This window comes from Mesorhizobium sp. M0808, assembly GCF_040320025.1.
In the GTDB taxonomy this organism is placed as follows: domain Bacteria; phylum Pseudomonadota; class Alphaproteobacteria; order Rhizobiales; family Rhizobiaceae; genus Mesorhizobium.
The window spans coordinates 11,891-38,449 of sequence record NZ_JAMYOX010000028.1; the positions used below are offsets into that span (position 1 = coordinate 11,891).

The following is a 26,559-nucleotide window of genomic DNA, read 5'->3' on the forward strand; positions in this document are numbered from 1 at the left end:
ACGTATTGCCGACATTTCGGCTGGCTAATCGATTCTGGCCTGTTGACCCCCCACATTCGCTTCTGATTTGACTAAGCAGGCAGAAAGAGTTCCCAAAACATGGCTCAGCGCGCATTCAACCTGCCCAACATGCTCACTTATGCCCGCATCCTGGCGGTGCCGCTGGTGGTGCTGTGCTTCTTCCTGGAAGGGCATCTGAAATCGAGCGACTTCGCGCGCTGGTCGGCGCTCATCATTTTCCTGCTCGCCTCGATCACCGATTACTTCGACGGCTATCTGGCGCGCGCCTGGCAGCAGACCTCCAACATCGGCAAGATGCTCGACCCGATCGCCGACAAGCTGCTGGTCGCCACTTGCCTGCTGCTGCTTGCCGCCGACACCGACCGCCATGCCGGCATCGCCGGCTGGTCGCTATGGGCGGCGATCATCATTCTGTGCCGCGAGATCCTGGTCTCGGGCCTGCGCGAATATCTGGCGGCCCTGAAGGTCTCGGTGCCGGTGACGCAGCTCGCCAAATGGAAGACCACCATCCAGATGATCGCCATCGCCTTCCTGCTTGCAGGTCCCGCCGGCGACAAGATCTTCCCGCTGACCACCCAGACCGGGCTGGTGCTGCTGTGGATCGCAGCCCTGGTGACGCTCTACACCGGCTACGACTATTTCCGCGCCGGCCTCAAGCACATCATGGATGAATAAAATGTCGACGAAGCTCATCTATTTCGCCTGGGTGCGCGAGCGGATCGGCAGACCGGAGGAAGAAGTCGAACTGCCGGCCGGCATCGAAACGGTCGCCGACCTGTTGCGCTGGCTGAAATCGCGCGGCGAGGAGTACGAGAACGCGCTGCAATATCCTGACGTGATCCGCGTCGCCATCAACCAGGAACATGTCGAGCACCGCGAGAAGATTGCCGGCGCGCGCGAGATCGCGCTGTTCCCGCCGATGACCGGTGGCTGAACCATGTCCGCGGTGGTGCCGGTCGTGCGCATCCAGGCGGAGGATTTCGACGTCGCCGCCGAGATCGCCAGGCTGACCAGGGGTCGCAACGATATCGGCGCTGTGGTGACCTTCTCCGGCCTTTGCCGCGACGAGCAAGGCAGGCTCTCGGCGCTCGAGCTCGAACATTATCCCGGCATGGCGGAAGCCGAGATATCCCGCATCGCCGGCGAGGCAATCGAGCGCTGGCCGCTGCAGGGGCTCACCGCGATCCATCGCCACGGCAAGATCGCGCCCGGCGAAAACATCGTGCTGGTAGTGGCGGCTTCCGCCCACCGGCAGGCGGCGTTCGAGGCCGCGAATTTCCTGATGGACTATTTGAAATCACGGGCGCCGTTCTGGAAAAAGGAACACCATAGCGACGGTTCCGAAGGCGGCTGGGTCGACGCCAAGGAGGCCGACGACAAGGCGGCGAGCCGCTGGAAGCAGCCGCCGTCCAAATAAATCCCTGCGACAGCCATCCCATACCCTGCCGGCCATTCATTGACCGCAATCCTGCGAGACCCTTGGCCGGAAGGGGAGCAGGATCATGCTGGACAGGATCGCCGAGTTCTTCATCTTCGGACTGGTGCCGCTGGCCGTCGGCATCCTGGCCGTTCCGGATCATTCCGCGGCTGCCGAAAAGACCCTCAAGGGCGAGGTGATGTATCGCGAGCGCATCGCGCTGCCGCCCAATGCCGTGCTTTCCGTGCAGCTTGCCGACGTCTCGCTGGCCGACGCGCCGGCCGCAATCATCGGTGAGCGCAAGGTGGTGCCGGCCGGCCAGGTGCCGATCAAGTTCGAGATCAGCTTCGACCCGCGGGTGATCCGGCCTGATATGACCTACGCGCTGCAGGCGCGCATCACTGTCGATGACCGGCTGCTGTTCGTCACCGATGCGCGCCATCAGGTCGACCCGCTCAGCGACGCGCCACAGACCATCATGCTGAAAATGGCGGCGCCGAGCGATGCGCCGGCGGCAGCCTCGGTGTTCGGCCAAAGCTGGCTGGTCGAATATATCGACGGCATCGGCGTGATTGCCGAGCCGCGGGCGACATTCCGGATCAGCGAAGCCGGCAAGGCCGGCGGCAGCGGCCCTTGCAACGTCTATTTCGCCACCGCCAGGGTAGACGGCTCGACGATCGCCATCAGCGACATCGGCTCGACCTTCAAGGCCTGCGCGCCTCAGGTCATGGCCGAGGAAAAGGCGCTGTTCGAGGCGCTGGCCAAGGCGGCATCCTACCACGTCGACGCCGGCAAGCTTGTCATCATTGACAGCGGCGGCCGCGACATTCTGCGCTTCAACGCCGCGAGCTAGCGCATCACCCAAGCCGATTACTCTCTGCGGCAGCTGCATGCCGATCACGTTGTGTTTCAGCGGGAATAGGCCGGGCAGGGGGCGCGTTAGTTCTTCATAAATGGCGGGTAAGGCAAAAGGGACGTTTGTCCCTTCGTTGAAGCCGCCAGAATGGCTGCGGCTCGTTCTGGCCTTAACTCAAAGGAGTCCAGACATGAAAACGCACACGCTTATCCTTGCCGCCACCGGTGCATCGCTCCTTGCCTTTACCGGCCTTGCCAAGGCGGACGACCATCTCGTCAATGCTCTTGACCACGGTCTCAAAGCGGACAGCCAACCGTTCCAGACCAACAAGGCCGGCCATAGCGGCGATCTCGCACCGGGGCAGGGCAGCCCGTTTTCAGGTGAAGAGACCAAGACCCCGTCCACCGACACGGAAGCGGCGAACGAACATGCGAACGTGAAGGAACGCGAGGCGAAATAGACAGGCAGAACCCGCCGCTAGGGGGCGGCGGGCGACATGTATCGGGCGACGATGCCGCATCTCATGCGATATTTCTCAATTCGTCGCGAGTTTGAATACCGCGCCATAGTGATAGGGCGGCACATCAACCAGCTCGGCGAGCTTGAACCCGCTCGCTTCCACCGACGCGGTGGTCTGTTCGGGTGACAGCCTCAGCTCGGTCTTTGGCCCGCGCGGCTCGCCCAGGACCGTGGTCTGCTCGCGCGGATACTGGTGCCAGTTGACGATGGCAAAACGACCGGCAGGGCCAAGCGTCGCGCGCACGGCGCGGGCAAGCCGCGGCCGATCCGGAACGCCGTGGAAAGCGTTGGCGATAAAAACGAAGTCGACGGTTTGAGGCACCAGCCTGGCAAGTTCATAGGCGTCGCCCGCCAAAAACTCGCAATTGCCCGCGCCTCCTTCGGCCAGCCGCCGCCTGGCGACGTCGAGCAGATCGGCATCGATGTCGATAGCGATCACATGACGGGCGACCCTGGCGATTGGCAGCGTGAACCAGCCGTCGCCGCAGCAGAGATCGACCACGTCCGTGCCGGGCTTCATGCCGACTGCCGCCAGGACACTGGCAGGCTCGGGCCACAGCGCTTCCCACCAGCCGCTGGTTGGCATTTCGGTGCCTTGGAAGAAACCGGGAATGGTGCTGGTCATGGCCTGGTCGGCTCCATTGTCGGGATCGCGTTTGATCCGCCCCTCCGAGCTTAACGCACCCGTGACCCGTCGAGGAGCCTGAAGCTGAAAATGTCCGCTACTGCATGTCGCGCAAAAGTGTGCAGCGGTTTTGCGATAACGACATGCATCAAGACAAGAAACCTGAAGCGCGTCGCATGAGGCCGGTCGAACGCGACGCGCTTTAGCAAAAAAGGCCGGCATTGCGCCGGCCTCTTTGATGGGGTTCGGGATGCCGGCTCAGCCGACGATCTCGGTGTCCGAGAACCAGTATTTGATCTCCTGCGCGGCGGTTTCCGGCGCATCGGAACCATGCACGGAATTCTCGCCGATCGACAGCGCGTGCAGCTTGCGGATGGTGCCTTCGGCTGCGCTTGCCGGATTGGTGGCGCCCATCACTTCGCGGTTCTTGGCAATGGCGTTCTCGCCTTCCAGTACCTGCACGACTGTCGGGCCCGACGACATGGATTCGACCAGCTCGCCGAAGAACGGACGCTCCTTGTGGACGGCATAGAAACCTTCCGCCTCACGGCGGCTCATCCACACCCGGCGCGAAGCGACGACGCGCAGGCCGGCATCTTCCAGTATCTTGGTGATAGCGCCGGTGAGATTGCGACGGGTCGCGTCCGGCTTGATCATGGAAAAGGTGCGTTCGAGCGCCATGGGATCGTCCTTGTGATGGAGAGTGGAATTGAAGGTGGCGGGCTATATACAAGCCGCCCGCCGCCTTGCCAAGGGGAGGCCGGCGCGGCGCGCATTTCTGCGCTGGGGCGGCGGACTTTCAAGTCGAACCATGCCGCCGCTCCATCTTTTTGCTCAGCATCGGATTTTCCAGAAACCGGTACTCACTTTGGGTCCGATCGACTGGCAGCCCTATAGCGCGTCGTCGCCAGCCTGAGACTACGTCGTCATAACTGCATCTCGATCGTCAGGTTGGCCGTGTCGCCAGCCCCGAGGCCTTCGCGAACCCGCACCGCGGTCTTGATCGGCAAGAGCAGGCTGCCGGATTTCTTGTCGGGAAACAGCGATGTCCGCCATCTGGTCTGGCCGATGACGGCTTCCACGCCAAGCGAGCCCCAGGGCCTTGCCATCCCCACCATCGCCGTCTTGATCCGGGCTCCAAGCTCCGGCGGCAGCGTCACGAAATGCCAGCCGCCCTTGCCCTGATAGACCCAGATCTCGGCCTGCACGTCGCAGCGAAACATTCAATGCCCTTCCTCAGATCAAGGCCGTCGTGACTGGCCTTGCCACGGTCTCTTGTTGGCGATGCTGACGATCGGCGAAAATCATCCAGAATATCCATTCTGCCCTGCAAGGGAGGAGCGCAAAGAGGATGGCAGCGCCGCCGTTGCACTACCGCCTTATCACGATCGAAGCGCGCCGGACCTCCCAGCCTTCCCGTTCCAGTTCCGGCACACTGTGTTCCTCCGAGGGATAGCCGACGCAGAAATAGCCGATCAGCGTCCACTCCGCCGGCACGTCCATGATCGTCGCCATCTCGGCCGGATCGAGGATCGAGACCCAGCCCATGCCTATTCCTTCGGCTCGCGCCGCCAGCCACATCGTGTGGACCGCCATGACAGCGGAATAGTCTATGGTGGCTGGCATGGTCAGGCGGCCAAGCCCATGCCCTTGCTCGGTTGCGCGGTCGGCGAAAACCGCAAGCTGGCAGGGCGCCTCATTCAGGCCGGCAAGCTTCAGGCGCGAATACAGGGCGGCGCGTTCACCGCAAAAGCTTTGGAGTGCCTCCGCGTTGCAGCGCTCGAAGCAGGCCCTGACGGCGGCGCGGCATGCTTCGCTCTCGGCGACGACGAAGCGCCAGGGCTGGCTCAGCCCGACGGACGGTGCGGCGCTGGCAAGCTCGAGCAGCCGCTCCAGCGCTCCATCGGGGAGCGGCGTCGGCTTGAACCGCCTGACGTCGCGCCGCCACAGGAAGAGGTTGGCGAGCGCAGCGCGAAAATCGGCCGGGAACTCTGGGTTTGCGGTCATGGCGCGCTGCCTTTGTTGTGATTGCCCGGTTCGCCGGATGTTCGTCCTGTTTGCTTCGATCCAGGCGCTGATGAGGCGCTTCGAGCGACACTTCGTCTACCCGCATTGTCGCATTTCGCCGGCTGGCAACTTTCAGCTAAGGCCGGACGACATCGCCGCGATCTACGCCGTTGGACCTCGATCGGCAAAACAAAACCCGCCTCGGCAGGCCGGGCGGGCGTCGGTGCGAATCATCACCATATCGAGATTAGTAGCATAGCTGCCGGCACAAAGCAAGAACAAAATGTGCCGCCGCCGATGAAAACTGCCGATTTCAACTCTCAAGGCGGGAGATCGCTGCGGCCGCAACCGTGCGGCCGAGGCCGCCATGCAGATCGAGGCATCGTTCGAACCATTGCGCCACGACATCGGTGTCGTCGAGCAGCCGGTAGGGCGTGGCGATGCGCGCCCATTGCAGCGCGCCGAAAACGATGTAGTCGGCAAATAGCGGCGACCGGCCTCCGATGAAGGGCTGATAGCCAAGCATCGAGCGCAGCGGCTCCAGCGAGGCGCGGAAGCTGGCGAGCCCGGCGTCGCGGGTGGCGTAAACCGCCTCCAGGGGCTTGCCGAAGCGCTGCTCGCGGTTCTGCCGGAAATAGGCGGCGTTCGCCTCGTCCTGCATGGCGTGCAGGTCCAGTATCGCAGCGGTGGTGACGTAGGGATGGATGGTCAGCTGCGACCAGCGTTCGATGAAGCGCGCCGTCGCCTTGCCGCCGTCGCCGGAAAACAATGTCGGCCGCTCGGGATAGGTCTCCTCGAGATAGAGCGCGATGGCGAAGGAATCGGCGACCACCGTCTCGCCGTCGCGGATCACCGGAACGAGCTTCGAGACGCCGCCTTCCACCTTCGGCACTTCAAGGAAACGGGTCGGCACGCTGGCGATGTCGAGCCCTTTGTGGGCCACCGCCATCGCCGCCTTCCAGCAATGCGGGCTGAACGGGCGGGCGGCGTCGCGTCCGACAAGGTCGTAGAGCAGAATGGTCATTGGCGGCAGCGTCCTTGCAGTCTAACTATGGCCGAAACGGACCCGCGCAGGGGGTCTCGCAGGTCGAGAGAAAATGAAACAGCATTTCAGGATGTTTGCGGCCTACAATCAATGGGCCAACGGCCGCATCTACGATGCCGCTGCCGATCTCGTCGAGGAAGAGTTCGACCGCAATATCGGCGTCTTCTTCGGTTCGATGATGGGAACGCTCAACCACCTCCTGGCAGCCGACCGTATCTGGATGAAACGCTTCACCGGCGAGGGCGACGCGCCGGCAAGGCTCGACACGATCCTGCACCGCGCCTTGCCAGGCTTGCGGCTGGCGCGCGAGGCCGAGGACAAACGGATCATCGACTGGGTCGACGGCCTGAGCGACAAGGCGCTGTCGGGCCGCTTCTCCTACATGACCGTCTCGGATATGCGCACCGTCTCGCAGCGGCTGGCGCCGGCGCTCGACCACTTCTTCAACCACCAGACCCACCACCGCGGCCAGGCGCATGCGATCCTGACCATTCTGGGCAAGCCAAGCCTCGGACTGGACCTGACGATGTTCCAGCGCAGCGAGGAGGGCAGGGCCTTCGCCTGAACCTGGGCGGCTGGTGAAGCGGACCGTGGATAGAGGACGATCTGCCGAGATTGCAAAACGCGCCGAAACATTTTATGGAGCGGATGGTCGTGAGGGCGGCCGCTTCAGCAGCATTCAGCAGCAACAGCGAGAATTGGCACGCATGCCCAATGAACCCTTGCGCCTTGTGGCGTTCTTCGCCGTGGTCTTGGCGCTTCTCAACTCCGGTTATTATTTCCACCAGGGCGACATCGTCGCGACCATCTATTTCATGATCGGCGCCATTCTTGTGACTGCGGTGACCCGGATGAGTATCAGAAGGCAGCTGATTTAGGATCCGCCGGGCCAGCACTGGTGACCGGAATCCGGCCGGCCATGATGACGAAGAGTCTTGTCAGGCGGCGTAGCCGCCGAGGCCCCGGGCGACCGGCTTGACCGAGACTGCCGGCTGGGCGGCCGGCCAGAGGATACCTGCCGTCACGGCGAAGGTGATCAGGGCGTCGCGTGCCGCTTCGGCCGAGATATCGCCGGCACGTGCCGCCTCGCAGGCCTTTACCGCGGCGCCATAGCTCAGCCGGCGGCGCGAAGGCGGGAACTCGGTCAGGAATTCGTGCATCTCGGAGAACGAAGCGATCGTACGCTTGTAGCCGGCGCCAACAGTTAGGGCGACCGGGGTGGAAAACGTCCTGTCGTGCATTCTGGCCTCTCGAATGGGCGGAGGTCACGGCGGACGCCGTTCTCCGGTCTGGGGGTCGGGCAGAAACGCGGATCACGGCGCGAGGTTCCATGTTGCCGGGATTGTTTTTTCGCCGGCTCTGGGAGCGGTCGCCGGGCGAGCAGCGCCGACGTCGAGGCGGGTGCCTATTTCCACATGCCGCGCATGCGGGCGCCGAGGTCGACACGCACCTGCGGCTGGCGGCGCGGATCGTCTCTGGCCTGGACGCTGGCCCATGCCACCTGCTCGAAGGCGCCGAGGATAGAGCGCGGGATGAAGCGCGTGCGCGAGGCATAGACATGGCGGTCGCCGCGCGCCGCCTGGCCGTGGACGAAAAAGCGATGCGGCATGACCAGGTGCAGGCTGTCCTTGGCCCGCGTCATCGCCACGTAGAGCAGCCGCCGCTCCTCGTCGACGTCCTCCTTGCTGCCGACGCCGAGATCGATCGGGATGCAGCCGTCGACGGTGTTGAGCACGAAGACGTTCTTCCACTCCTGGCCCTTGGCCGAATGGATCGTCGACAGGATCAGATAATCCTCGTCGCGGTGCGGCGGGCCGGCTTCGTCGCTGGTCGCGTCCGGCGGATCGAGCGTCAGCTCGGTGAGGAAGCGCTCGCGCGAGCCATAGCCGGAAGCGATCTGCTCGAGCTGCAGGAGGTCGGCCCGGCGCGTCGTCGCATCCTCGTGGATGCGTTCCAGATGCGGCTCGTACCAGAGCCTGACCTGCTCGATGTCGGCCGGCCATTTTTTTGCGCCGGCGCGCAGGCCGCAATAGAGCGCGACAAAGCCCGGCCAGTCGTCGGCGGCCCGCTGCGGCGGCCGGTAGCGGGCAAGCCCCATCGTCTCGTCGAGCGACGTCGCCATGGTCTCGACGATCGCATTGGCGGCCGAGGGGCCGATGCCGGGCAGAAGTTGCAGCACGCGAAATCCGGCGACGCGGTCGCGCGGGTTTTCGGCAAAGCGCAGCACGGCCAGCACGTCCTTGACGTGGGCGGCATCGAGGAATTTCAGCCCGCCGAACTTGACGAAGGGGATGTTGCGGCGCGTCAGCTCGATCTCCAGCGGGCCGCTATGGTGCGAGGCGCGAAACAGCACCGCCTGTGCTTTGAGAACGGTGCCGGCCTCGCGTTCGGTGAGTATCGCCTGGCAGACATAGCTCGCCTGCTCGGTCTCGTCGCGCACACTCACCAGCTTCGGCTTTTCCGCAGATTTGCGCTCGGTCCAGAGATTTTTGGTGAAACGCTCCGAAGCTTCGCCGATCACCGCATTGGCGGCCGCCAGGATGGTCTCGGTCGAGCGGTAGTTGCGCTCCAGCATGACGACCTCCGCCGGCTGCGCGAACTGCTTGGGAAAATCCAGGATATTGCGCACTTCCGCGGCGCGGAACGAATAGATCGACTGCGCGTCGTCGCCGACCACCGTCAGCCCCGATCCGTCGGGCTTGAGGGCCGTCAGGATCGAGGCCTGCAGCCGGTTGGTGTCCTGGTATTCATCGACCAGCACCTGGTCGAAACGTGCACCCAGATGCGCGGCGATTTCCGGCTCGCCGGCCATCTGCGCCCAGTAGAGCAGCAGGTCGTCGTAATCGAGCACGTTCTGCGCCTGCTTGGCCTCGACATATCGGGCGAACAATTGCTTCAGCTGTTCGGCCCAGCCGGCGCACCACGGGAACACCGAACCCAGCACCTCGCCGAGCGGCGCCTGTGCGTTGACCGCGCGCGAATAGATCGCAAGGCAGGTGCCCTTGGTCGGGAAGCGGGCTTCGGTCTTCGAAAACCCAAGCTCGTGGCGGGCGAGGTTCATCAGGTCGGCGGAATCCTCGCGATCGTGGATGGTGAAGGCCGGATCGAGACCGATCTCCAGCGCATAATCGCGCAGCAGCCTGGCGCCGATGCCGTGGAACGTGCCGGCCCAGCTCAGCGCATCGGTAATCACCGAGGCATCGCGCCCCAGCACCTCGCCGGCGATGCGCTCGACCCGCTTGGCCATTTCCGCTGCGGCACGGCGCGAAAATGTCATCAAAAGGATGCGGCGCGGGTCGGCACCCCTGACGATCAGATGCGCGACCCGGTGCGCCAGCGTGTTGGTCTTGCCGGAGCCGGCGCCGGCAATCACCAGCAACGGCCCGGCGATCTTGCCGTCGCCATGTTCGACGGCAAGCCTCTGCTCGGCGTTGAGCTTCGCCAGATAGGCCGGCTGGAAGGACGAATCACGGGCGGCGAGGTTCATCGCCCATCAAGCATCGTTTCTGCTTTGTTCGCAACGGTTTGCGGAGCCGGAATAGGGCCCGTGAGCGAGAAGCCTTGCGGGCAGGCCTGTCGACTAACGCTCGGGCTCGACGCCCATCCTTGCCGATTGCCGCCGCAGCGCCTCGCGATCGTCCTGTGGCGGTGGCAACAGCAGCGGATCAAAATCGTCGGGCACCTCGTCGATCACTTTCTTGGCGACGCGATAGGCAACATAGACGATTGCCCCGGCGATGAGCAGACGGATCATGCCTTCCTCCATTGATTGTGGAGCAACCGGAGACGCGGCATTTTGTTCCCAGGCCCCTTGGCGAATGCAGGAACGACACCGGCCGCGCAACCAAATCGCCGACGCCTCGTTGTCGGGCGAGAGGAGACTGCGATGAAAAAGCGCTCAATCCTGCTGCTTATGGCAGCTCTGACTGTTGCGGGTTGCGACAACAATATCCAGCCGACCAAGGCCCCTGGCGACACGGTCGATCAGAACCCGCAGGTCGACAAGAATCCGGTGCCGAAGTCGACGACCGGCGGCGATCAGCCCGGCACGCCGCCGAAACAATGACCGCCTCAAATGGCGTCGGCGCCGGTCAAGGAAGGTGGCCGGCGCCGCTTGGGAGGAAGCTGATGGCGCCGGCCAGGCGGAGATCAGGCCCGCCGCACATCCAAGGATAGCCGAGTCTTTCCGCAGCGTCATGGTCGATAGCGTACAGACGGCACGCCCCTGTGGACAAACCTGCCGGCCACAGCAGCATTTGTTCATCACATAGTTCGTTCTTCCCAAGGAACAAACCGGGCTCCTGCGTGTTTGGATGTCGATCGGACGCTCCCAAGGCCGCCGTTCACGAAAGAGCCCGCTCTCCTTGTCCCCCCTCAGGATAGCGGGTTCTTTTTGCGTTTTGCGGGAAGTCGCGGCGCGGCGGGCTGACTTGCTTGCCGGTTTTCGCGCCTTATGCGGCGAACCGGGGCTCAAGCCCTTGCGAAGCATGGTTGTCCCGTGCAAAAGCCCGGCCATGCTGATCATCAACGACCTTTCGCTCCGCATGGCCGGACGCCTGCTTCTCGACCATGCCTCACTGACCTTGCCGGCCGGCAGCAAGGCTGGCCTTGTCGGCCGCAACGGCACCGGCAAGACGACCTTGTTCAAGGCGATCACCGGCGATCTCGCCTCCGAAACCGGCTCGATCAGCCTGCCCAAGAACACGCGCATCGGTCAGGTGGCGCAGGAAGCGCCGGGCACCGAGGAGCCGCTGATCGAGATCGTGCTCAAGGCCGATCTTGAACGGAGTGCGCTGCTCGAAGAGGAAAAGACGGCGACCGATCCGCACCGCATCGCCGACATCCACATGCGGCTGGCCGATATCGATGCGCACTCGGCCGAGTCACGCGCGGCCACCATTCTCGCCGGCCTCGGCTTCGACGATGCCGCGCAGCGGCGCCCGGCCTCGTCCTTCTCCGGTGGCTGGCGCATGCGCGTCGCGCTGGCCGCCGTGTTGTTTGCCGAGCCCGATCTGCTGCTGCTCGACGAGCCGACCAATTATCTCGATCTCGAAGGCACGCTGTGGCTGGAAAACTACGTGTCGAAATACCCGCACACCGTGCTGCTGATTTCGCACGATCGCGACCTGCTCAACCGCGCCGTCAACTCGATCGTCCATCTCGACCAGAAGAAGCTGACCTTCTGGCGCGGCGGCTACGACCAGTTCGAGCGCCAATACACCGAGCAGCGCGAATTGCAGGAGAAGGGCCGCGTCAAGCAGGAAGCAGCGCGCAAGCACATGGAATCCTTCGTCGAGCGCTTCCGCGCCAAGGCGTCGAAGGCGAGGCAGGCGCAGTCGCGCATCAAGGCGCTGGAGAAGATGAAGCCGATCGCCGCGATCGTGAACGACACGGTGCGGCCGTTCTCCTTTCCGGAGTCGGTGAAGTCGGTGGCCTCGCCGATCATTGCGCTGAACAACGTCAACGTCGGCTACACCGAGGGCGAGCCGATCCTGAAGAAGATGACGCTGCGCATCGATGCCGACGACCGCATCGCGCTGCTCGGCGCCAACGGCAACGGCAAGTCGACTTTCGCCAAGCTTTTGGCCAGCCGGCTGAAGCCGGAGACCGGCAGCATGACGGTGGCGCCCGGGCTCAAGGTAGCAATCTTCGCCCAGCACCAGCTCGACGACCTCAGGCCGGACGAAAACGCCTATGAGCATGTCCGCCGGCTGATGCCGGAAGCGCCGGAATCGAAGGTGCGCGGTCGCGTCGCCCAGTTCGGCCTGACCACCGAAAAGATGAACACCGCAGCCAAGGACCTGTCCGGCGGCGAGAAGGCGCGGCTGCTGATGGGACTGTCGGCCTTCGAGGGGCCGAACCTGTTCATCCTCGACGAGCCGACCAACCATCTTGATATCGACAGCCGTGAATCGCTGATCCATGCGCTGAACGATTTTCCCGGCGCGGTCATCCTGATCTCGCACGACCGCCATCTGCTCGAAGCGACCGCCGACCGGTTGTGGCTGGTCAAGGACAGCGCGGTTAATCCGTATGACGGCGATCTCGAGGATTACAAGACGCTGGTTACCGGCGTCTCCGGCGACCGCCGCGGCAAGCGCGAGGCGGACAAAGCGTCGAAGGCCGACCGCCGCCGCGATGCGGCCGCGCGCCGCGCCGCCTTCGAGCCGCTGGCCAAGGAAATCCGCGCCACCGAAGCGCTGATGGACCGCCTCCGCAAGCGCATCGACCTGATCGAGGACGAACTCGCCAACCCGGCCGTCTACGAAAAGGACCCCTCGACCGCGACAAGGCTGGCCAAGGAGCGCTCACAACTTGCGCAACAGCTGGCCGGCCATGAGGAAAAATGGCTGTCGATGTCGGCGGAGTACGAGGAAGGCACGGCGGAGTAGGAGAGCGTAATCTCCCCGCTCGTGGGTTCCCGCCAGCCTGACAGCCATTTGGAGCCGCCGGTCGTTGGAGTTTGATCAAGAGCGAGTCACACCGACGACGTAGCGATCCTTCACGCCCCCCTCTGTCCTGCCGGACATCTCCCCCACTTGGGGGGGATTGGCTCGTCATCTGGCCCTACACCTGGTTGTCCAAAGCAGCTAGTTTGACCCCATGAATCAGCATGCCAAGCTCAAAATCGGCCATTCGGCCTGTCCGCATGATTGTCCGTCGACCTGCGCGCTCGAGGTCGAGTTGCTCGACGCCAGGCGCATCGGCCGCGTCCATGGCGCCAAGGCCAACAGCTATACGGCCGGCGTCATCTGCGCCAAGGTCGCCCGTTACGCCGATCGCGTCCATCATCCCGACCGCCTGCTGAAGCCGCTGGTGCGGGCCGGCGCCAAGGGCGACGGCGCCTGGAAGGAAGCGAGCTGGGAGGCGGCGCTCGATCTGGTCGCTGAAAAATTCATCGCGGCGGAGGCAAAATACGGCTCGGAGACGGTCTGGCCCTATTACTATGCCGGCACGATGGGGCTGGTGCAGCGCGACGGCATCGAGCGGCTCAGGCACGCCAAAAAATACTCCGGCTTCTTCGGTTCGATCTGCACCAATCTGGCCTGGACCGGCTGGATGATGGGCGCCGGCGCGCTGCGCGGCCCCGATCCGCGTGAGATGGCAAAGTCCGACTGCGTGGTGATCTGGGGCACCAACGCCGTGGTCACGCAGGTCAACGTCATGACCCACGCCATCAAGGCGCGCAAGGAACGCGGCGCCAAGATCGTCGTCATCGACGTCTACGAAAACGCGACGATGAAGCAGGCCGATCTCGGCCTGGTGCTGAAGCCCGGCACCGACGGCGCGCTGGCATGCGCTGTCATGCACGTGCTGTTCCGTGACGGCATGGCCGACCGCGCCTATCTGGAAAAATACACCGACGATCCGCACGGTCTGGAAGCGCATCTCAAGACGCGGACGCCGCAATGGGCCGCTGATATCACCGGGCTTTCTGTCGACGAAATCGAGACCTTCGCCCGGCTCGTCGGCACGACGAAGAAGACTTACTTCCGCCTCGGCTACGGCTTTTCGCGGCAGCGCAACGGTTCGGTCAACATGCATTCCGCAGCCTCGATCGCGGCGGTCACCGGCTGCTGGCAGCATGAGGGAGGCGGCGCCTTCCATACCAATTCGGGCATCTTCAAGCTCAACCAGGAACTGCTGGAAGGCACCAAGATGCGCGACCCCGCGATCCGTCATCTCGATCATTCGCGCATCGGCCCGGTGCTGACCGGGGCTGAGGATGCGCTCTATGGCGGCCCGCCGGTGACGGCGCTGCTGATCCAGAACACCAATCCGGTGAATGTCGCGCCGGAGCAGCGGCTGGTGAAGCAAGGTTTTCTGCGCGACGATCTGTTTTCCTGCGTGCACGAGCAGTTTATGACCGACACCGCCAAGCTCGCTGATGTGGTGCTGCCGGCGACGATGTTTCTCGAGCATGACGACGTCTACAAGGGTGGCGGCAACCAGCACATCACACTCGGGCCGAAGCTGATCGACCCGCCGGAAGGTCCGCGCACCAACCATTTCGTCATCGAGGAGCTCGGCAAAAGGCTCGGTGTCGCCGACCGTCCGGGCTTCGGCATGACCGAGCAGCAGCATATCGATATCATCCTGGGCAAGCGTGGGCTGGGCAGCTTTTCGAGCCTGAAAGAGCAGAAATGGGTCGATTTGCAGCCGGATTTCGAGGCCGCGCATTTCCTCGACGGCTTCGGCCATGCCGACAAGAAGTTCCATTTTCGCGCCGACTGGACGGGCCAGGCGTCGCCCAACCGGCCACCGAAAAGCATGGGCCTGTTCGGGCCGGTGGCGAGCCTGCCGGAATTCCCCGATCATGTCGACCTGATCGAGGTGGCGGACGAGGCGCACCCATTCCGGCTGACCACCTCGCCGGCGCGCAATTTCCTCAATTCGACCTTTGCCGAAACACCGGTATCGCAGGCAAAAGAGCGCCGGCCGGAGCTGCTCTTGCATCCCGATGATGCGGCGGCACTCGGCGTCGCGGACGGCGGCCGTGTCGAAGTCGGCAACCAGCGTGGCGAGGTGGTGCTGCACGCAAAGCTGTTCGACGGCATCAAGCGCGGCGTCGTCGTCGCCGAAGGCATCTGGCCGAACAGCGCCCATGAGCGCGGCGAGGGCATCAACGTGCTGACCGGCGCCGATGCGCCGGCGCCCTATGGCGGCGCCGCCTTCCACGACAACAAGGTCTGGCTGCGCCCGGCGGATTGAGCGTCGGAACGATATCTCCATCCGGCCGTTTTCGCGTGGCGGGTGGAGGCATTGTCATGGCAGAAGTGTTGCCGGCGCCGGATCCCATCGGAAGGACACTGTCGTCCGGCGAACTCGTAACCACGATGTCCCACTTTCATCGCGCCGAGATTGCGCGCATGGCTGGGTGGCGCGACCGCCTGGACCGGACAAGCAACTGGGCAATAACGGTCGTCGCGGCGATGCTCTCCGTCTCGCTTTCGACAGCCAGCGCTCATCACGGCGTGCTGCTGTTTGCCATGCTGCTTGTTCTGCTGCTGCTGTGGATCGAGGCGCGGCGATACCGCTTCTTCGACTTTTACCGGGCTCGTGTGCGCCAGTTCGAACGGCACTATTTCGCGCAGATATTCTCGCCGCAGCCGGACTTCGCGTCCGATTGGCTGTTGATAGTCGGCGAGAGCCTGCGCGCGCCGAAATTCCTGATTTCGCAACGCGTGGCTTTGGCGCGCCGCCTGCGTCGCAATTACATCTACATGCTGCTGATTCTGCTGCTGGCCTGGATCCTCAAACTGTCGACCCCCAGTCTTCTGACCGAAGGCGTCCGCATCGGCTTCGTCGGGTCGATGCGTGAGGCCGTCGCCAGTGCTGCCCTGGGTCCGGTTCCTGGTGGCGCCATCGTCGTGCTGGTCGCCGTCCTCTATGCAGGCCTGCTGGTGACAGCCTTTCTGACAGAGAGCGACGACGGCGAACTCTCCTTCGGTGACGTTCACGTCTAGCAACGCAACGCCCTGTCGCGCGTTGTTGGACACGTGCATTTGGGCGATGGGGGTTTCATGGCTTGGCAGGTTCCGACACGTTCCAGCCTGGCGCTGCTGGTTTGCGCTTTCGTCCCCGCGGGCGCGGCCTGGGCAGCGGAGACGCTCGTTGCCGGTACCCGGGCCTCCGGCATGGGTGGTTCGGGCGAAGGCGCTTTCGTCGCCGAGATCGTGCTTCTGCTGCTTGTTGGGCGCGGCCTGGGCGAAGTGCTACAGCGTTATGGCCAGCCGGCAATCATGGGCCAACTGATCGGCGGCATCCTGCTCGGTCCTTCGCTGTTCGGCTGGCTGTGGCCGTCGGCCCAGCACCTGATCTTTCCCAGTGATCCTGCGCAAAAGGGCATGATCGACGCCGTCTCGCAGCTCGGCATCCTGATGCTGCTTTTGCTGACCGGCATGGAGACGGACCTGCGGCTGGTGCGCCGGGTTGGCGCGGCATGTTTTTCCATTTCGGCGACCGGCATTGTGGTGCCCTTCATCTGCGGTTTCGCGCTGGCGCAGTTCCTGCCGGACGCACTGCTGGCCGACGCGACGCAACGCACCGTCGCCGGGCTGTTCCTGGGCACCGCGCTGTCGATCTCGTCGGTCAAGATCGTCGCCATGGTGGTGCGCGAGATGAACTTCATGCGCCGCAACCTCGGACAGGTGATTATTTCCTCGGCGATTATCGAGGACACGATCGGCTGGCTGGTCATCGCCGTAACCTTCGGCATCGCCACCAATGGCAGGCTGCAGCTCGTGCCGCTGGTGACCACCATCGCCGCCGTGGCACTGTTCATGGTGTTCTCCTTCACCATTGGCCGCCGTCTTGTCTTCACCCTGATCCGCTGGACCAACGATCAATTCCGCAGCGAGTTTGCGGTGATCACCATGATCCTCATCATCATGGGCGTGATGGCGCTGATCACCAACATGATAGGCGTCCATACCGTGCTGGGGGCGTTCGTCGCCGGTATCCTTGTCGGGGAATCGCCCATCCTCTCCAGCCATATCGAAGGCCAACTTCGCGGCGTCATCACCGCGCTGTTCATGCCGATCTTCTTCGGCATGGCGGGGCTTTCCGCCGATCTCACCGTGCTCGCCGATCCAACGCTTGCCATGCTGACGGGCGCTCTCGTGGTCATCGCCAGCATCGGCAAGTTTGGCGGCGCGTTCATCGGCGCCAAGCTCGCCGGCATGTCGTTCAAGGAAGCAATCGCCGTCGGCAGTGCCATGAACGCGCGCGGCTCGACCGAGGTGATCGTCGCCAGCATCGGCCTGTCGATGAACATCCTGTCGCACAATCTCTTCACCATGATCGTCACCATGGCCGTGATCACCACCTTGGCCGTGCCGCCGATGCTGCGCTGGGCGCTCGGCCGGCTGCCGGTTGGGCACGACGAGCAGCAGCGTGTCGAGCGCGAGGCGTTGGACGAATACGGCTTCATTTCCAGGCTGGAGCGGCTGCTGGTGCTGGTCGACGACAGCAGGATCGGCAAGTTCACTGCCTATCTCGCCGGACTGGTCGGCGGAGGCAGCGGCATGCCCACCACCTTGCTTCAGCCGAAGGACGGCCGAATTGACAGGCCAACCGACAGCAAAGGACAGGAGCGCACCCTGAAGGAAATCAAGAAGGGTGCAAAAAAAAGCGCCCGGGCGGTGAAACGGATTGAAGATACGCTTGTCGGCAAAGTCCACCTGACGGCCCGCACCGAATTGGAAGCCACCGGTGAGACGATCGCCGAAGAGGCCCGCAAGGGATACGGCCTGCTGCTGGTCGGGCTTGACAATGTGCTGACCGCCGATGGCGCCTTCGCGCCGGCCCTCAACGACATCGCCGGAGGATTTGACGGCCCGCTTTGCCTGGTCCTGAACGGCGGCAATGCTGCCGAAAAGATGCCGACTCTGAAGGCCGGCACCAGCATTCTCGTCCCCGTCAACGGTACCCAAGTGGCGCGTCGCGCCGCCGACTTGGCGCTGGCGCTGGCCCGTCCAAACCGGGCGCGGGTCAAGATACTTTACGTCTCGCAAACGGCAGCCAAGGGCCGCAGGTCGACATCGGTGTCGCATAGCCGCGAAGAGGCCGTCCTGAAAGACATCGCTGATCTGGCGGGCCGCTACGGCCTGCATATCGACACAGCGTTCCATACCCGCGTCACACCCGACAAGGCGATCACCCGGGAGGCGGCCAAAGGCGCGGCGATCGTCGTGATGGGCGTCACCCAACGTCCGGGTGAGGACCTGTTCTTCGGTGAAACCGCCGGCGCTGTTTTAGCCGCCTGCAACTGCCCCGTCGTGCTTCTGGCCAGCGCGCGGCCCAAGCACGACGCCGCTGGCGCTGAGCTGGCAGCGTGAATTTCACGGCGCATTGATCCGTCGGCAGGAATGTCGATCGAGCCTCTGAAAGCGCTGATCAGCCAAACGTAAAGGAACTCGAACCGAACGGTTCGGTGCTGTTGACAGAGAGTACAGGAAAGGGTGAACGCCGGCTCAAAGAATGTTCGCGCGGCAAATCACCACTGACCGCATAACTAGTTGAAAAGAAAGAAGAACATTGTGGCGAAAGGAGCTGCATGTCGAATTTCAAGCGGCCAATTTGGCGCACCCGTACAAAATTTTCGTGATTGGAAACGACAGGCTTGCCGACCCATCTCGGGGTGGTCCGAGCGACGCGAATTCCTCCCGAGGCACGCCACTTGACGGACAGACCAAAGAACTACCGGAGTACCCGAAATGACTAAGCTCGCTCTTACCGCCGCCGCCATCCTCGTTGCCACCGGCACTGCTTTTGCCGGCAGCGACCATTATGGCTCGGACAATTTCAACCAGCCGGCCGCTGCTGCTGCTGCCAACGTCGACAACACCTTCACCGGATCGATCCGCAAGCCAGTTACTTCCGAGCATACCGGTGCCAAGATAACCTCCGAGTCGGTGGCGCCTGAATCCGGCCAAGGCATCTGGGGCCGCTGATTATCACGGCCCGCAACACAAAGAGCGGCGGGCTTGGCCCGCTACTCTTGCTTTCGCGTATCAACGGGCGTGTGCGCCGAATAGCATCCTGCGCCAATCGAATACGTTGATCTGCAGGTTTCATCTGTAGCCACAATCTCGGTTGCTGAAATCGTCCAGCAACGTGCACATCGGAAAAAGCCGGGTGCGTATTCGTCGGCGCGGACAGCGCTCTCATCTCGAATGCGTCGAAAGCAACGACAACTCACGAATGACCAGTACATTGGAGTACCTGAAATGACCGAGATTGCTCTTACCGTCGCCACCATCGTCCTCCTCGCCACGGGCAGCGCCTTTGCAGGCAGTGATCACTATGGTTCGGACGGCGTCAACCAGCCGGCCGCGCCTGTTGGCAACGCGCCTGTCGGCACCATCGACAGCGGGTTTACCGGTTCTATCCGCAAGCCGCTGACGGCCGAGCACAACGCCGTCGACACCAAGGCGACGACCCGGTTCGGCACGGATCAACCCGTAGTGCCCCAATCTGGCCGGGGCAATTGGGGCCGATAGTTCCTCAAACCCCGGAGCACGAAGAGCGGCGGGCTTGGCCCGCCGCTTTTGTTTGTGCGAAGCCGGGTTTGGTCGAAAGGTCGGCGATCCCCCGGCCTGTCGGGCAGTCCCTAGCGAAGATCCTTCGGCCAAATGCAGTGCGTCAGTCGGGCGCTGCCGAAGGTGAGACCGGTCCAATCGCCGTCGACGTCGAACCGAGCCAGGCCCGCGGTTGGGTATTTCTCCGCCAGCTTCTTCAGCGCCGCTTGGTCCGATCCAGCCTCGGCAAGCCCGCGCGCGAACTCCTCCAGCCCGGGATTGTGGCCAAGCACCAGCAGTGTTCCAGTCCCCGCCTTTACTTGCCGCACCTTGGCGAGGATGTCCGCCGCCGCTGCCTCGTAGAGCGCCTGGGAAAATTTGGCCTGCACCTTCGCCGGCAATTCCGCCGAGACCAGCCGCCACGTGTCGCGGGTGCGCAGCGCCGGCGACACCAGCGCCAGCTCCGGCAGCCAGCCGCGCCGGGCCAGTTCGCGCCCGACCAGTGGTGCTGCCTTCAGCCCGCGCGCGGACAGCGGCCGGTCGAAGTCGATGAGGTCGGGATCGTCCCAACTCGACTTGGCGTGACGCAGGAGCAGCAGTTGCTTCATGGATTCAAAATAAGGCCGAAGCGTCGCGTGCGCCATGCACGACGCGGACGATCTCGACGCGCTGTTCGGCTAGGCGATAAAGCACGAGATAGTTGCCGATCGTCAACGCCCGCACCTCGGCAGCGATGTCGGGCCTCTTGGGACCGGATTCCGGGAATATGCCCAATTGCACGATGCGCTCGGCAATAGCATCCAAAAAGCGGTCCGCGGCAAGCGGGTTGTCCCTTGCAATGCCAAACCAAATATCGATCAGGTCGTCTTCTGCCGCCGGGCTGTGGACAATGCGGATGTCAGCCATTCCGCCGGTTTTTGCTGGTGTTGCCCAACCGGCTGCGGGCTTTCTGTTTTATGTCCTCGATGTCGAACGGCGCAAACGGACCGCTCTCCAGCCCTTCCGTCCAGGCTTTCCGCAACCGCTCCGCTTCGGCCTCGCGCAAGGGCTGGCGAAGCCGCCATTCGCGCAGTGCCTCGCGGATCACTTCACTTGTCGAACCGTACTGCCCGCTGGCCACCGCGCCTTTGACCATGTCCAGCAGTTCCGGGGAAAGCGCTACGCTGACTTTTTCGACTGGCGCCATCAAGCCGTCTCCTCACGAAAACGGTAGCAAAATTTGCTACCAAATTCAAGAACTGACCCTCACGGCGTGATCCGCGCCAGGTGCTCGAGATCGGTCTCTTCGCGCAGCGGGTCGGGCGCGATCACCACCGACGTGGCGTTGTCGGCATCGTCGGCGAAGCGCGAAAACACCGTGCGGCCGCCTTCCATTCGCGCCTTGCCTTCGGCGACAAGGCCCAACGCCAGCGGATAAAGTTGGTGCTCGGCCTTGAGCACGCGCGCGGCCAGCGTGTCCTCATTGTCGCCGACCATCACCGGCACGGCGGCCTGGGCGATGATCGGCCCGTCATCCATGTCGAGCGTGACGAAATGCACCGTGCAGCCATGGATGCGCATGCCTGCGCGGAGGGCCCGCGCATGCGTATCCAGCCCCTTGAAGGCAGGCAGCAGGGCAGGGTGGATATTGATCATGCGGCCCTGCCACTTCTCTACGAAGCGCGCGCCGAGGATGCGCATATAGCCGGCCAGCGCGACGATCTCGGCGCCGAACGATAAGAGGGCCGCATCGATCGCCTCGTCATGCGCTTGCTTGCTGGCATAGTCGGAGCGCGAAATCACTCTGGTGGCGATGCCGCGCGCCGCGGCGATGCCAAGGCCGGCGGCATTGGCGCGGTCGGAGATGACGCCGACGATCTCGGCCGGATAGGCCGGGTTGCTCGCCGCCGCAACCAGCGCCGTCATGTTGGAGCCGCGCCCCGAGATCAGTACGACCGTCCGTTTCCTGGTCATAGGCCAATCGAGCCCCGATAGATGACGCCGGCATCGCGGCGCGGCACGATCTGCCCGATCGGCGTCACCGTCTCGCCGGCCTCCTGCAGAACGGCAGCGACCTGCGCCGCCTGGCCGGAGGCGACGACCAGGATCATGCCGATGCCGCAATTGAAGGTGCGCATCATCTCTTCCGGCGCGACGCCACCGGTCTTGGCCAGCCACGAAAACACCGGCGGCACCTCGATGGCGCCGAGATCGAGCTCGGCCGAAAAATCCTTGGGCAGAACGCGCGGGATGTTTTCGGGAAAGCCGCCGCCGGTGATATGGGCCAGCGCCTTGATGCCGTGCGTGTTGCGGATCGCCTTGAGGATCGACTTGACGTAGATGCGCGTCGGCTCGAGCAGCGCCTCGGCCAGCGTCGCCTCGTCATTGAACGGCGCCGGATCGCCCCAGCCAAGGCCGCTTACCGCGACGATGCGGCGGACCAGCGAAAAGCCGTTCGAATGCAGGCCCGACGAGGCGAGGCCGAGCAGCACGTCGCCCTCGACGATGTCGTCGGTCGGCAGCAACTGGCCGCGTTCGGCTGCACCGACGGCAAAGCCGGCAAGGTCGTAGTCCTTGTCGTGATACATGCCAGGCATTTCCGCCGTCTCGCCGCCGATCAGTGCGCAGCCGGCCTGCCGGCAGCCGGCGGCAATGCCGCCGACGATTGCAGCACCCTGGTCGGGATCGAGCTTGCCGGTGGCGAAATAGTCGAGGAAGAACAGCGGTTCGGCGCCCTGCACGACGATGTCGTTGACGCACATGGCGACGAGGTCGATGCCGATCGTGTCATGCTTGCCGGCGTCGATGGCGATCTTCAGCTTGGTGCCGACGCCGTCATTGGCGGCCACCAGCACCGGATCGGTGAAGCCGGCGGCCTTGAGGTCGAACAGGCCGCCGAAGCCGCCGATCTCGCCATCGGCGCCCGGCCGGCGGGTGGCGCGCACCAGCGGCTTGATCTTCTCGACCATGAGATTGCCGGCGTCGATGTCGACGCCCGCTTCGGCATAGGTGAGCCCGTTCTTGCGCTTGCTCATTTCCGGCGCCTGCTCATCTGTTGCGCTTGCCTGTCGCTGTTTTCACTCGCGTGCGGGCTCTTCGCATGAACGGTTTTGCCCCGCAAGGCAAGCGCGCGATTAATGGTGTTTTCAGTTGGATGCCGGGGGAACCGGGCGTGATACACTCCAACAATAAAAAGAAATGCCTGCCAGAATTGCGGCGAGGCCACCGACGGTGGCAAGAGATCTGATTTCACCGTCGAAGGGCAGGGTTCCATACGAGAAGCCGGCGGCGACCAAAGCCGCCGCGGCAGCCCACAGACCTGGATTTGCAACGATCGACCGCGCGAACAGGAACGCGACGACAGCGGCGGTCAGCCAGGCGGGCCAAGAGACGACCACGCCTACGGCCAGATAAAGAGCGAAGGTCGAAAGAAGATCCTGCGCTGCCACGTTGCGGTGCGAGGCTCCGAAAAATGCGAAGACCAAAAGACTTTCCGTCAATCCGGCCAAATAGCAAAGCGTGACTCGCCAAACGATTGTGATTCTCTGTGTCATCGTCGTTCGGCGGTCGGAAAATAAGCTATTGCTTTCCCCGTTTCTTCGCATGAACGACCGCACCTCGCAAGGATGACGGCGGGATCAGACGGTCTTGGCTCGACAAAAGAGTGGAAAGTCGCCCAAGATGCCGCCCTTACGGACGACCCTCTCGTTCCGCCAGAACCATGTCGACGCGGTCGAGTTGTGCCTTGGCGTAGCCGCTCAGCGCTATTCCGCTATTGTTCGTTCGAATCCAGTGCACAGCCTGCTTCACCCGCTCGTAGTGCCCAAGTTCGATTTCGCAGGCAATCAGCGCGAGGATTCGAACTGCGAAGGGCTGTGTGAATTCGTAAGGTTTGTCGAGCAACTCGCTATGTCCGGCGACGTAACTGGCGAGGTCCGGGTTCTGAGCCCTGATCCGTCGCGCCAGCTCGACATATTTCCCCAGCAACCTATCTATGCTCGTCTGGTCAAGGTGCTCAAAGTAACGAGCATAAGCTTTCAGCTCATTGTTTAAATATCGTTTCAGGATGAAACTGCGACAGTCCGGGCCAGATCCATTTTTTGCCGTACAGCCTTTCAAGCAACGGCCTGACGGTAAGAAAGTCCAGGTAAACGAGCATGTTCAAATGAACATCGCCATAGCTTGCAGTAAAGGCCTCTTCGAGAATCAGGCTGATATCGTCGCTCCGGTCGACTTCGAAGACGCCTTTCCGGATGCGGCGAAAGCCATGTCCCGTCATGAACGTATCGAGATACTTACGCGCTTCGCCAACGGCCAAAGACAAGGTTCCACTCCCTCTTTGTTGCGCATCGTGCCTTGCTAGCGGCCTATTAGTCCATCCACAGCGCGCCTTGTTTCCTAACGGCCAAAGGATAGCGCGCTTCGGGCTCGCTTCCATTTGGTTAGTTCAACGCTGGCTATCCTTCACGCCCCCTCTGCGTTGATCGCAAATTGCGCGGCGAAAGCCCGGATATAAGCCGGCCGAGCTTCCCCGCGCGCTACATAGGCAGCCAAGTTTTGATATTCGTCCAAAATGCCTGACATTCTTAGTCGCAGCAGCACCGACACCATCAACAAATCGCCCGCGCTGAACGCATCATCGAGCCAGTCGGCGACGCCCAAGTGAGCCGAGAGTTTGTCCAGCCGAGCGCGAACACGGTCCTTTACCAACGGCAAGCGCTCCTCGCTCCAAGGCTTGTCACGTTCGAATATTCTTGCCGTCGTTAATTCGAGGATCGGCGGCTCGACGGTGTTAAGTGCGGCAAACATCCACGTGATCGCACGCGCGCGGGCATTGCGATCCTTCGGCAGCAATCCCGCATGCTGCTCAGCAACATGAAAGACGATCGAGCCGGTCTCGAACAGCGAGAGAGAACCTTCCTCATAGGTGGGGATCTGGCCGAAGGGATGGATGGCCAGATGTTCATGCGCCTTCATCGCTGCGAAGGAAACAAGACGAACCTCATACGGCTGCCCCACTTCTTCGCGCGCCCAGCGAACGCGCGTATCACGCGCCAGTCCCTTGCCGCCATCGGGCGATCGTTCAAATGCTGTGATAGTGATTGTCATCGCGTCCGTTTCCTTGCTGGGCAAATTTCCTCGGCTTCCTATCGTGAGACGAATGAGCCTCCCCGAAATCGACATCGGTCTTGACCTATTTCATTGCTGGCGCCCTCGTGGGGAGATTGGCAGCTTCTGTGTCGCTTCTCACTTGCCGTAACCCTCCATCTCCATCATGTATCGACAAACAAGAGCGACGGGATATGCGTTTGACCATCCCCAACATGATCACGATCATGCGCTTCGTGCTGGTGCCGGCCGTGGTGCTGGCGATGCTGCAGGAACGCTGGGACTGGGCCTTTGCCGGCTTCCTCATTGCCGGCATTTCCGACGGGGTCGACGGCTTCATCGCCCGCCATTTCAATCAGTTTTCCAGGCTCGGCGCCTATCTCGATCCGATGGCCGACAAGCTGCTGCTGGTCTCGGTTTTCGTGGTCCTGGGCTTCAGCGGCGAACTGCCGCTGTGGCTGGTCGTTACCATGGTGTCGCGCGATGCGCTGATCGTCTGCGCCGTGCTTTTATCCACCGTCATGGCGCATCCGGTCGAGATGAAGCCGCTCCTGGTGTCGAAGGCCAACACCGCGATCCAGATCGTGCTGGCGGCGGTGGTGCTGGGCGAACTCGCCTTCGACATCCGTCTCGATCCGCTGAGGCCGGCCCTGATATTGCTGTCCGGGGTCTTGACCGTGGCTTCGGCCGCGGCCTATCTCGTGGCTTGGCTGAGGCATATGAGCGGCTATGGCGAAGGCTCCACACCCGGCACCTGAACACGGGGCACCTGACCACCGGGCACCTGACGAACGGTCCATCGACGCCGAGGCCGAAGCTGCGGCAGCGGAGGCTGCGGCATCGGCGTCGTTTCGCCGGCAGATCCGCTTCTGGCTGGTCAGCGCCGTCATCCTCGCCGTCTTCCTCTATGTCTTCAGCGGCATCCTTCTGCCGTTCGTCGCCGGCATGGTGCTCGCCTATTTCCTCGATCCTGTGGCCGACCGGCTGGAGCGGCTCGGCCTCTCCAGGCTGATGGCGACGGTGGTCATCCTCATCGCCTTCATCGTCGTCCTGGTGCTGGCCGTCGTTATCCTGGTTCCGGTGCTCGCCTCGCAGATGGCTGATTTCGCCAGCAAGCTGCCGGACTATCTGACCCGGCTGCAGGGCCTGATCACCAGCTTCGACCCGAAATGGCTGGAAGAAAAATTCGGCGTCGACGCCAACGGCCTGCGCGAAGGCCTGAACTCGCTGCTGACCTCCGGCTTCGGCCTCCTGACCACCGTCTTCACCTCGATCTGGAGCTCCGGCGTGGCGCTGGTCTCGGTCGTCAGCCTGTTCGTGGTAACGCCGGTCGTCGCCTTCTACATGCTGCTCGACTGGGACCGCATGGTGGCAATCGTCGACAGCTGGGTGCCGCGCGATTACGTCAAGACCGTCAGGACGATCGCCAGGGACATCAACACCGCGACGGCCGGCTTCGTGCGCGGCCAGGGCACGCTGTGCCTGGTGCTCGGCGCCATGTATGCCACCGGCCTGACACTGACGGGCCTGAATTTCGGCATCCTCATCGGTCTGTTCGCCGGGCTGATCTCCTTCATCCCCTATGTCGGCTCGCTGACCGGCCTGGTGCTGGCCGTCGGCGTCGCCTTCGTCCAGTTCTGGCCAGACTGGACCATGGTCGCAGCGGTAGCCGGTGTGTTCTTCGTCGGCCAGTTCATCGAGGGTAACATCCTGCAGCCCAGGCTGGTCGGCAAAAGCGTTGGCCTGCATCCGGTATGGCTGATGTTTGCGCTGTTTGCCTTCGGCGCGCTGTTCGGCTTCGTCGGCCTGCTGATCGCCGTACCGGCTTCCGCCGCCGTTGCCGTTCTGGTGCGTTTCGCCATCGCGCGCTACCTCGAATCGCCGCTCTACAAGGGCCATTCGGACGAGCCGGTGCCGCCGCTGCAGGTGCGCCGCCGCGGGGGCGCGCGCGGTTGAGCC

33 protein-coding genes are annotated in these 26,559 nt (G+C 63.2%); 16 read left to right on the plus strand and 17 right to left on the minus strand.

Annotation, left to right across the window (positions count from 1 at the left end):
• The first annotated feature begins 99 nt into the window (after positions 1-99).
• The 5 genes from pgsA to NKI25_RS25360 all read left to right on the plus strand — a co-directional run bounded on the left by pgsA (position 100) and on the right by NKI25_RS25360 (position 2,754).
• Entirely contained in the window at positions 100-696 is a 597-nt protein-coding gene (gene pgsA, locus NKI25_RS25340; protein WP_352481786.1) for a CDP-diacylglycerol--glycerol-3-phosphate 3-phosphatidyltransferase, read from the plus strand.
• A gap of 1 nt (position 697) precedes the next feature.
• The gene (moaD, locus tag NKI25_RS25345) at positions 698-955 is read left to right on the plus strand and encodes a molybdopterin converting factor subunit 1 (protein WP_023677674.1); all 258 of its coding nucleotides are present in this window, start codon (positions 698-700) and stop codon (positions 953-955) included.
• A gap of 3 nt (positions 956-958) precedes the next feature.
• Complete coding sequence (locus NKI25_RS25350) at positions 959-1,438, plus strand: molybdenum cofactor biosynthesis protein MoaE (protein WP_352622384.1); 480 nt, start codon at positions 959-961, stop codon at positions 1,436-1,438.
• An 85-nt stretch (positions 1,439-1,523) separates the two neighbouring features.
• Complete coding sequence (locus NKI25_RS25355; RefSeq protein ID WP_352999681.1) at positions 1,524-2,291, plus strand: YbaY family lipoprotein; 768 nt, start codon at positions 1,524-1,526, stop codon at positions 2,289-2,291.
• Positions 2,292-2,484: 193 nt separating this feature from the next.
• Positions 2,485-2,754, plus strand: a complete 270-nt coding sequence (locus tag NKI25_RS25360) for a hypothetical protein (protein WP_023677671.1) — start codon at positions 2,485-2,487, stop codon at positions 2,752-2,754.
• Between the two features lie 75 nt (positions 2,755-2,829).
• Here NKI25_RS25360 and NKI25_RS25365 read toward each other — a convergent pair whose 3' ends face one another.
• The 5 genes from NKI25_RS25365 to NKI25_RS25385 form a co-directional block, all read right to left on the minus strand.
• Complete coding sequence (locus tag NKI25_RS25365; RefSeq protein ID WP_352796385.1) at positions 2,830-3,660, minus strand: class I SAM-dependent methyltransferase; 831 nt, start codon at positions 3,658-3,660, stop codon at positions 2,830-2,832.
• A 36-nt stretch (positions 3,661-3,696) separates the two neighbouring features.
• Positions 3,697-4,119, minus strand: coding sequence for a nucleoside-diphosphate kinase (ndk, locus tag NKI25_RS25370; RefSeq protein ID WP_023677669.1), 423 nt, complete (start codon positions 4,117-4,119; stop codon positions 3,697-3,699).
• 245 nt (positions 4,120-4,364) lie between these two features.
• Entirely contained in the window at positions 4,365-4,661 is a 297-nt protein-coding gene (locus NKI25_RS25375; protein ID WP_352999683.1) for a DUF1905 domain-containing protein, read from the minus strand.
• 148 nt (positions 4,662-4,809) lie between these two features.
• Complete coding sequence (gene bluB / locus NKI25_RS25380; RefSeq protein WP_352796381.1) at positions 4,810-5,445, minus strand: 5,6-dimethylbenzimidazole synthase; 636 nt, start codon at positions 5,443-5,445, stop codon at positions 4,810-4,812.
• Between the two features lie 313 nt (positions 5,446-5,758).
• Positions 5,759-6,469 carry a glutathione S-transferase family protein gene (locus NKI25_RS25385; RefSeq protein ID WP_352569706.1) on the minus strand — a complete coding sequence of 237 codons (711 nt, stop codon included), beginning with the start codon at positions 6,467-6,469 and terminating at the stop codon, positions 5,759-5,761.
• 73 nt (positions 6,470-6,542) lie between these two features.
• On the opposite strand from NKI25_RS25385, the gene NKI25_RS25390 reads away from it, so the two are divergent.
• Together NKI25_RS25390 and NKI25_RS25395 are read left to right on the plus strand one after the other, a co-directional pair.
• Positions 6,543-7,055: a DinB family protein gene (locus NKI25_RS25390; RefSeq protein ID WP_352569707.1), complete on the plus strand. Its 513-nt coding sequence runs from the start codon at positions 6,543-6,545 to the stop codon at positions 7,053-7,055.
• Between the two features lie 13 nt (positions 7,056-7,068).
• Positions 7,069-7,368: a hypothetical protein gene (locus NKI25_RS25395; RefSeq protein WP_352616695.1), complete on the plus strand. Its 300-nt coding sequence runs from the start codon at positions 7,069-7,071 to the stop codon at positions 7,366-7,368.
• Between the two features lie 60 nt (positions 7,369-7,428).
• Here NKI25_RS25395 and NKI25_RS25400 read toward each other — a convergent pair whose 3' ends face one another.
• The 3 genes from NKI25_RS25400 to NKI25_RS25410 form a co-directional block, all read right to left on the minus strand.
• Positions 7,429-7,731 carry a DUF982 domain-containing protein gene (locus tag NKI25_RS25400; RefSeq protein ID WP_023677662.1) on the minus strand — a complete coding sequence of 101 codons (303 nt, stop codon included), beginning with the start codon at positions 7,729-7,731 and terminating at the stop codon, positions 7,429-7,431.
• Between the two features lie 164 nt (positions 7,732-7,895).
• Positions 7,896-9,977, minus strand: a complete 2,082-nt coding sequence (locus tag NKI25_RS25405; protein ID WP_352999686.1) for an ATP-dependent helicase — start codon at positions 9,975-9,977, stop codon at positions 7,896-7,898.
• Between the two features lie 93 nt (positions 9,978-10,070).
• A complete protein-coding gene (locus tag NKI25_RS25410; RefSeq protein ID WP_023677660.1) occupies positions 10,071-10,244 on the minus strand; it encodes a hypothetical protein in 174 nt (57 codons plus the stop codon).
• A gap of 132 nt (positions 10,245-10,376) precedes the next feature.
• Between NKI25_RS25410 and NKI25_RS25415 the strand changes: the two genes are divergently transcribed.
• The 7 genes from NKI25_RS25415 to NKI25_RS25445 all read left to right on the plus strand — a co-directional run bounded on the left by NKI25_RS25415 (position 10,377) and on the right by NKI25_RS25445 (position 19,494).
• A complete protein-coding gene (locus NKI25_RS25415; RefSeq protein ID WP_023677659.1) occupies positions 10,377-10,556 on the plus strand; it encodes a hypothetical protein in 180 nt (59 codons plus the stop codon).
• 448 nt (positions 10,557-11,004) lie between these two features.
• Positions 11,005-12,882, plus strand: a complete 1,878-nt coding sequence (locus NKI25_RS25420) for an ABC-F family ATP-binding cassette domain-containing protein (protein WP_352569711.1) — start codon at positions 11,005-11,007, stop codon at positions 12,880-12,882.
• Between the two features lie 211 nt (positions 12,883-13,093).
• Positions 13,094-15,202, plus strand: coding sequence for a molybdopterin-containing oxidoreductase family protein (locus tag NKI25_RS25425; protein WP_352999688.1), 2,109 nt, complete (start codon positions 13,094-13,096; stop codon positions 15,200-15,202).
• A gap of 56 nt (positions 15,203-15,258) precedes the next feature.
• A complete protein-coding gene (locus NKI25_RS25430; RefSeq protein WP_254820271.1) occupies positions 15,259-15,957 on the plus strand; it encodes a DUF2270 domain-containing protein in 699 nt (232 codons plus the stop codon).
• Between the two features lie 171 nt (positions 15,958-16,128).
• A complete protein-coding gene (locus NKI25_RS25435) occupies positions 16,129-18,330 on the plus strand; it encodes a cation:proton antiporter domain-containing protein (RefSeq protein ID WP_502897435.1) in 2,202 nt (733 codons plus the stop codon).
• 378 nt (positions 18,331-18,708) lie between these two features.
• Positions 18,709-18,945, plus strand: a complete 237-nt coding sequence (locus NKI25_RS25440) for a DUF680 domain-containing protein (RefSeq protein WP_352783911.1) — start codon at positions 18,709-18,711, stop codon at positions 18,943-18,945.
• A gap of 276 nt (positions 18,946-19,221) precedes the next feature.
• Complete coding sequence (locus NKI25_RS25445) at positions 19,222-19,494, plus strand: DUF680 domain-containing protein (RefSeq protein WP_352707799.1); 273 nt, start codon at positions 19,222-19,224, stop codon at positions 19,492-19,494.
• Between the two features lie 110 nt (positions 19,495-19,604).
• Here the strand turns inward: NKI25_RS25445 and NKI25_RS25450 are convergent, their stop codons facing one another.
• From NKI25_RS25450 to NKI25_RS25490, 9 genes are all read right to left on the minus strand, one after another.
• Positions 19,605-20,120 (minus strand): SixA phosphatase family protein, encoded by a 516-nt coding sequence (locus NKI25_RS25450; RefSeq protein ID WP_352684972.1) that lies wholly within the window; start codon positions 20,118-20,120, stop codon positions 19,605-19,607.
• A gap of 4 nt (positions 20,121-20,124) precedes the next feature.
• A complete protein-coding gene (locus tag NKI25_RS25455) occupies positions 20,125-20,418 on the minus strand; it encodes a type II toxin-antitoxin system RelE/ParE family toxin (protein ID WP_352999693.1) in 294 nt (97 codons plus the stop codon).
• Positions 20,411-20,698 carry a type II toxin-antitoxin system ParD family antitoxin gene (locus tag NKI25_RS25460; RefSeq protein ID WP_352707800.1) on the minus strand — a complete coding sequence of 96 codons (288 nt, stop codon included), beginning with the start codon at positions 20,696-20,698 and terminating at the stop codon, positions 20,411-20,413. The genes NKI25_RS25455 and NKI25_RS25460 overlap by 8 nt, the downstream gene beginning before the upstream one ends.
• Before the next feature lie 59 nt (positions 20,699-20,757).
• Positions 20,758-21,465 (minus strand): phosphoribosylglycinamide formyltransferase, encoded by a 708-nt coding sequence (gene purN / locus NKI25_RS25465; protein WP_352457663.1) that lies wholly within the window; start codon positions 21,463-21,465, stop codon positions 20,758-20,760.
• Positions 21,462-22,526 carry a phosphoribosylformylglycinamidine cyclo-ligase gene (purM, locus tag NKI25_RS25470; protein WP_352707801.1) on the minus strand — a complete coding sequence of 355 codons (1,065 nt, stop codon included), beginning with the start codon at positions 22,524-22,526 and terminating at the stop codon, positions 21,462-21,464. The genes purN and purM overlap by 4 nt, the downstream gene beginning before the upstream one ends.
• 111 nt (positions 22,527-22,637) lie before the next feature.
• Positions 22,638-22,976, minus strand: a complete 339-nt coding sequence (locus NKI25_RS25475) for a hypothetical protein (RefSeq protein ID WP_352707802.1) — start codon at positions 22,974-22,976, stop codon at positions 22,638-22,640.
• Positions 22,977-23,181: 205 nt separating this feature from the next.
• Positions 23,182-23,478: a hypothetical protein gene (locus NKI25_RS25480; protein ID WP_352707803.1), complete on the minus strand. Its 297-nt coding sequence runs from the start codon at positions 23,476-23,478 to the stop codon at positions 23,182-23,184.
• 55 nt (positions 23,479-23,533) lie between these two features.
• The gene (locus NKI25_RS25485) at positions 23,534-23,815 is read right to left on the minus strand and encodes a hypothetical protein (protein WP_352707804.1); all 282 of its coding nucleotides are present in this window, start codon (positions 23,813-23,815) and stop codon (positions 23,534-23,536) included.
• 140 nt (positions 23,816-23,955) lie between these two features.
• Positions 23,956-24,600, minus strand: coding sequence for a glutathione S-transferase family protein (locus NKI25_RS25490; protein WP_352999696.1), 645 nt, complete (start codon positions 24,598-24,600; stop codon positions 23,956-23,958).
• Positions 24,601-24,800: 200 nt separating this feature from the next.
• Between NKI25_RS25490 and NKI25_RS25495 the strand changes: the two genes are divergently transcribed.
• Together NKI25_RS25495 and NKI25_RS25500 are read left to right on the plus strand one after the other, a co-directional pair.
• A complete protein-coding gene (locus NKI25_RS25495; protein WP_023677645.1) occupies positions 24,801-25,358 on the plus strand; it encodes a CDP-alcohol phosphatidyltransferase family protein in 558 nt (185 codons plus the stop codon).
• Positions 25,330-26,556, plus strand: a complete 1,227-nt coding sequence (locus NKI25_RS25500; RefSeq protein WP_352999697.1) for an AI-2E family transporter — start codon at positions 25,330-25,332, stop codon at positions 26,554-26,556. The genes NKI25_RS25495 and NKI25_RS25500 overlap by 29 nt, the downstream gene beginning before the upstream one ends.
• Positions 26,557-26,559 lie beyond the last annotated feature (3 nt).

Excerpts from the sequence above, each read along its gene's own strand:
- pgsA (WP_352481786.1), top strand. The coding sequence starts at position 100 with ATGGCTCAGCGCGCATTCAACCTGCCCAACATGCTCACTTATGCCCGC.
- moaD (WP_023677674.1), top strand. The coding sequence starts at position 698 with ATGTCGACGAAGCTCATCTATTTCGCCTGGGTGCGCGAGCGGATCGGC.
- NKI25_RS25350 (WP_352622384.1), top strand. The coding sequence starts at position 959 with ATGTCCGCGGTGGTGCCGGTCGTGCGCATCCAGGCGGAGGATTTCGAC.
- NKI25_RS25355 (WP_352999681.1), top strand. The coding sequence starts at position 1,524 with ATGCTGGACAGGATCGCCGAGTTCTTCATCTTCGGACTGGTGCCGCTG.
- NKI25_RS25360 (WP_023677671.1), top strand. The coding sequence starts at position 2,485 with ATGAAAACGCACACGCTTATCCTTGCCGCCACCGGTGCATCGCTCCTT.
- NKI25_RS25365 (WP_352796385.1), bottom strand. The coding sequence starts at position 3,660 with ATGCCGGCCTTTTTTGCTAAAGCGCGTCGCGTTCGACCGGCCTCATGC.
- ndk (WP_023677669.1), bottom strand. The coding sequence starts at position 4,119 with ATGGCGCTCGAACGCACCTTTTCCATGATCAAGCCGGACGCGACCCGT.
- NKI25_RS25375 (WP_352999683.1), bottom strand. The coding sequence starts at position 4,661 with ATGTTTCGCTGCGACGTGCAGGCCGAGATCTGGGTCTATCAGGGCAAG.
- bluB (WP_352796381.1), bottom strand. The coding sequence starts at position 5,445 with ATGACCGCAAACCCAGAGTTCCCGGCCGATTTTCGCGCTGCGCTCGCC.
- NKI25_RS25385 (WP_352569706.1), bottom strand. The coding sequence starts at position 6,469 with ATGACCATTCTGCTCTACGACCTTGTCGGACGCGACGCCGCCCGCCCG.
- NKI25_RS25390 (WP_352569707.1), top strand. The coding sequence starts at position 6,543 with ATGAAACAGCATTTCAGGATGTTTGCGGCCTACAATCAATGGGCCAAC.
- NKI25_RS25400 (WP_023677662.1), bottom strand. The coding sequence starts at position 7,731 with ATGCACGACAGGACGTTTTCCACCCCGGTCGCCCTAACTGTTGGCGCC.
- NKI25_RS25405 (WP_352999686.1), bottom strand. The coding sequence starts at position 9,977 with ATGAACCTCGCCGCCCGTGATTCGTCCTTCCAGCCGGCCTATCTGGCG.
- NKI25_RS25410 (WP_023677660.1), bottom strand. The coding sequence starts at position 10,244 with ATGATCCGTCTGCTCATCGCCGGGGCAATCGTCTATGTTGCCTATCGC.
- NKI25_RS25415 (WP_023677659.1), top strand. The coding sequence starts at position 10,377 with ATGAAAAAGCGCTCAATCCTGCTGCTTATGGCAGCTCTGACTGTTGCG.
- NKI25_RS25420 (WP_352569711.1), top strand. The coding sequence starts at position 11,005 with ATGCTGATCATCAACGACCTTTCGCTCCGCATGGCCGGACGCCTGCTT.
- NKI25_RS25425 (WP_352999688.1), top strand. The coding sequence starts at position 13,094 with ATGAATCAGCATGCCAAGCTCAAAATCGGCCATTCGGCCTGTCCGCAT.
- NKI25_RS25430 (WP_254820271.1), top strand. The coding sequence starts at position 15,259 with ATGGCAGAAGTGTTGCCGGCGCCGGATCCCATCGGAAGGACACTGTCG.
- NKI25_RS25435 (WP_502897435.1), top strand. The coding sequence starts at position 16,129 with ATGGGTGGTTCGGGCGAAGGCGCTTTCGTCGCCGAGATCGTGCTTCTG.
- NKI25_RS25440 (WP_352783911.1), top strand. The coding sequence starts at position 18,709 with ATGACTAAGCTCGCTCTTACCGCCGCCGCCATCCTCGTTGCCACCGGC.
- NKI25_RS25445 (WP_352707799.1), top strand. The coding sequence starts at position 19,222 with ATGACCGAGATTGCTCTTACCGTCGCCACCATCGTCCTCCTCGCCACG.
- NKI25_RS25450 (WP_352684972.1), bottom strand. The coding sequence starts at position 20,120 with ATGAAGCAACTGCTGCTCCTGCGTCACGCCAAGTCGAGTTGGGACGAT.
- NKI25_RS25455 (WP_352999693.1), bottom strand. The coding sequence starts at position 20,418 with ATGGCTGACATCCGCATTGTCCACAGCCCGGCGGCAGAAGACGACCTG.
- NKI25_RS25460 (WP_352707800.1), bottom strand. The coding sequence starts at position 20,698 with ATGGCGCCAGTCGAAAAAGTCAGCGTAGCGCTTTCCCCGGAACTGCTG.
- purN (WP_352457663.1), bottom strand. The coding sequence starts at position 21,465 with ATGACCAGGAAACGGACGGTCGTACTGATCTCGGGGCGCGGCTCCAAC.
- purM (WP_352707801.1), bottom strand. The coding sequence starts at position 22,526 with ATGAGCAAGCGCAAGAACGGGCTCACCTATGCCGAAGCGGGCGTCGAC.
- NKI25_RS25490 (WP_352999696.1), bottom strand. The coding sequence starts at position 24,600 with ATGACAATCACTATCACAGCATTTGAACGATCGCCCGATGGCGGCAAG.
- NKI25_RS25500 (WP_352999697.1), top strand. The coding sequence starts at position 25,330 with ATGGCGAAGGCTCCACACCCGGCACCTGAACACGGGGCACCTGACCAC.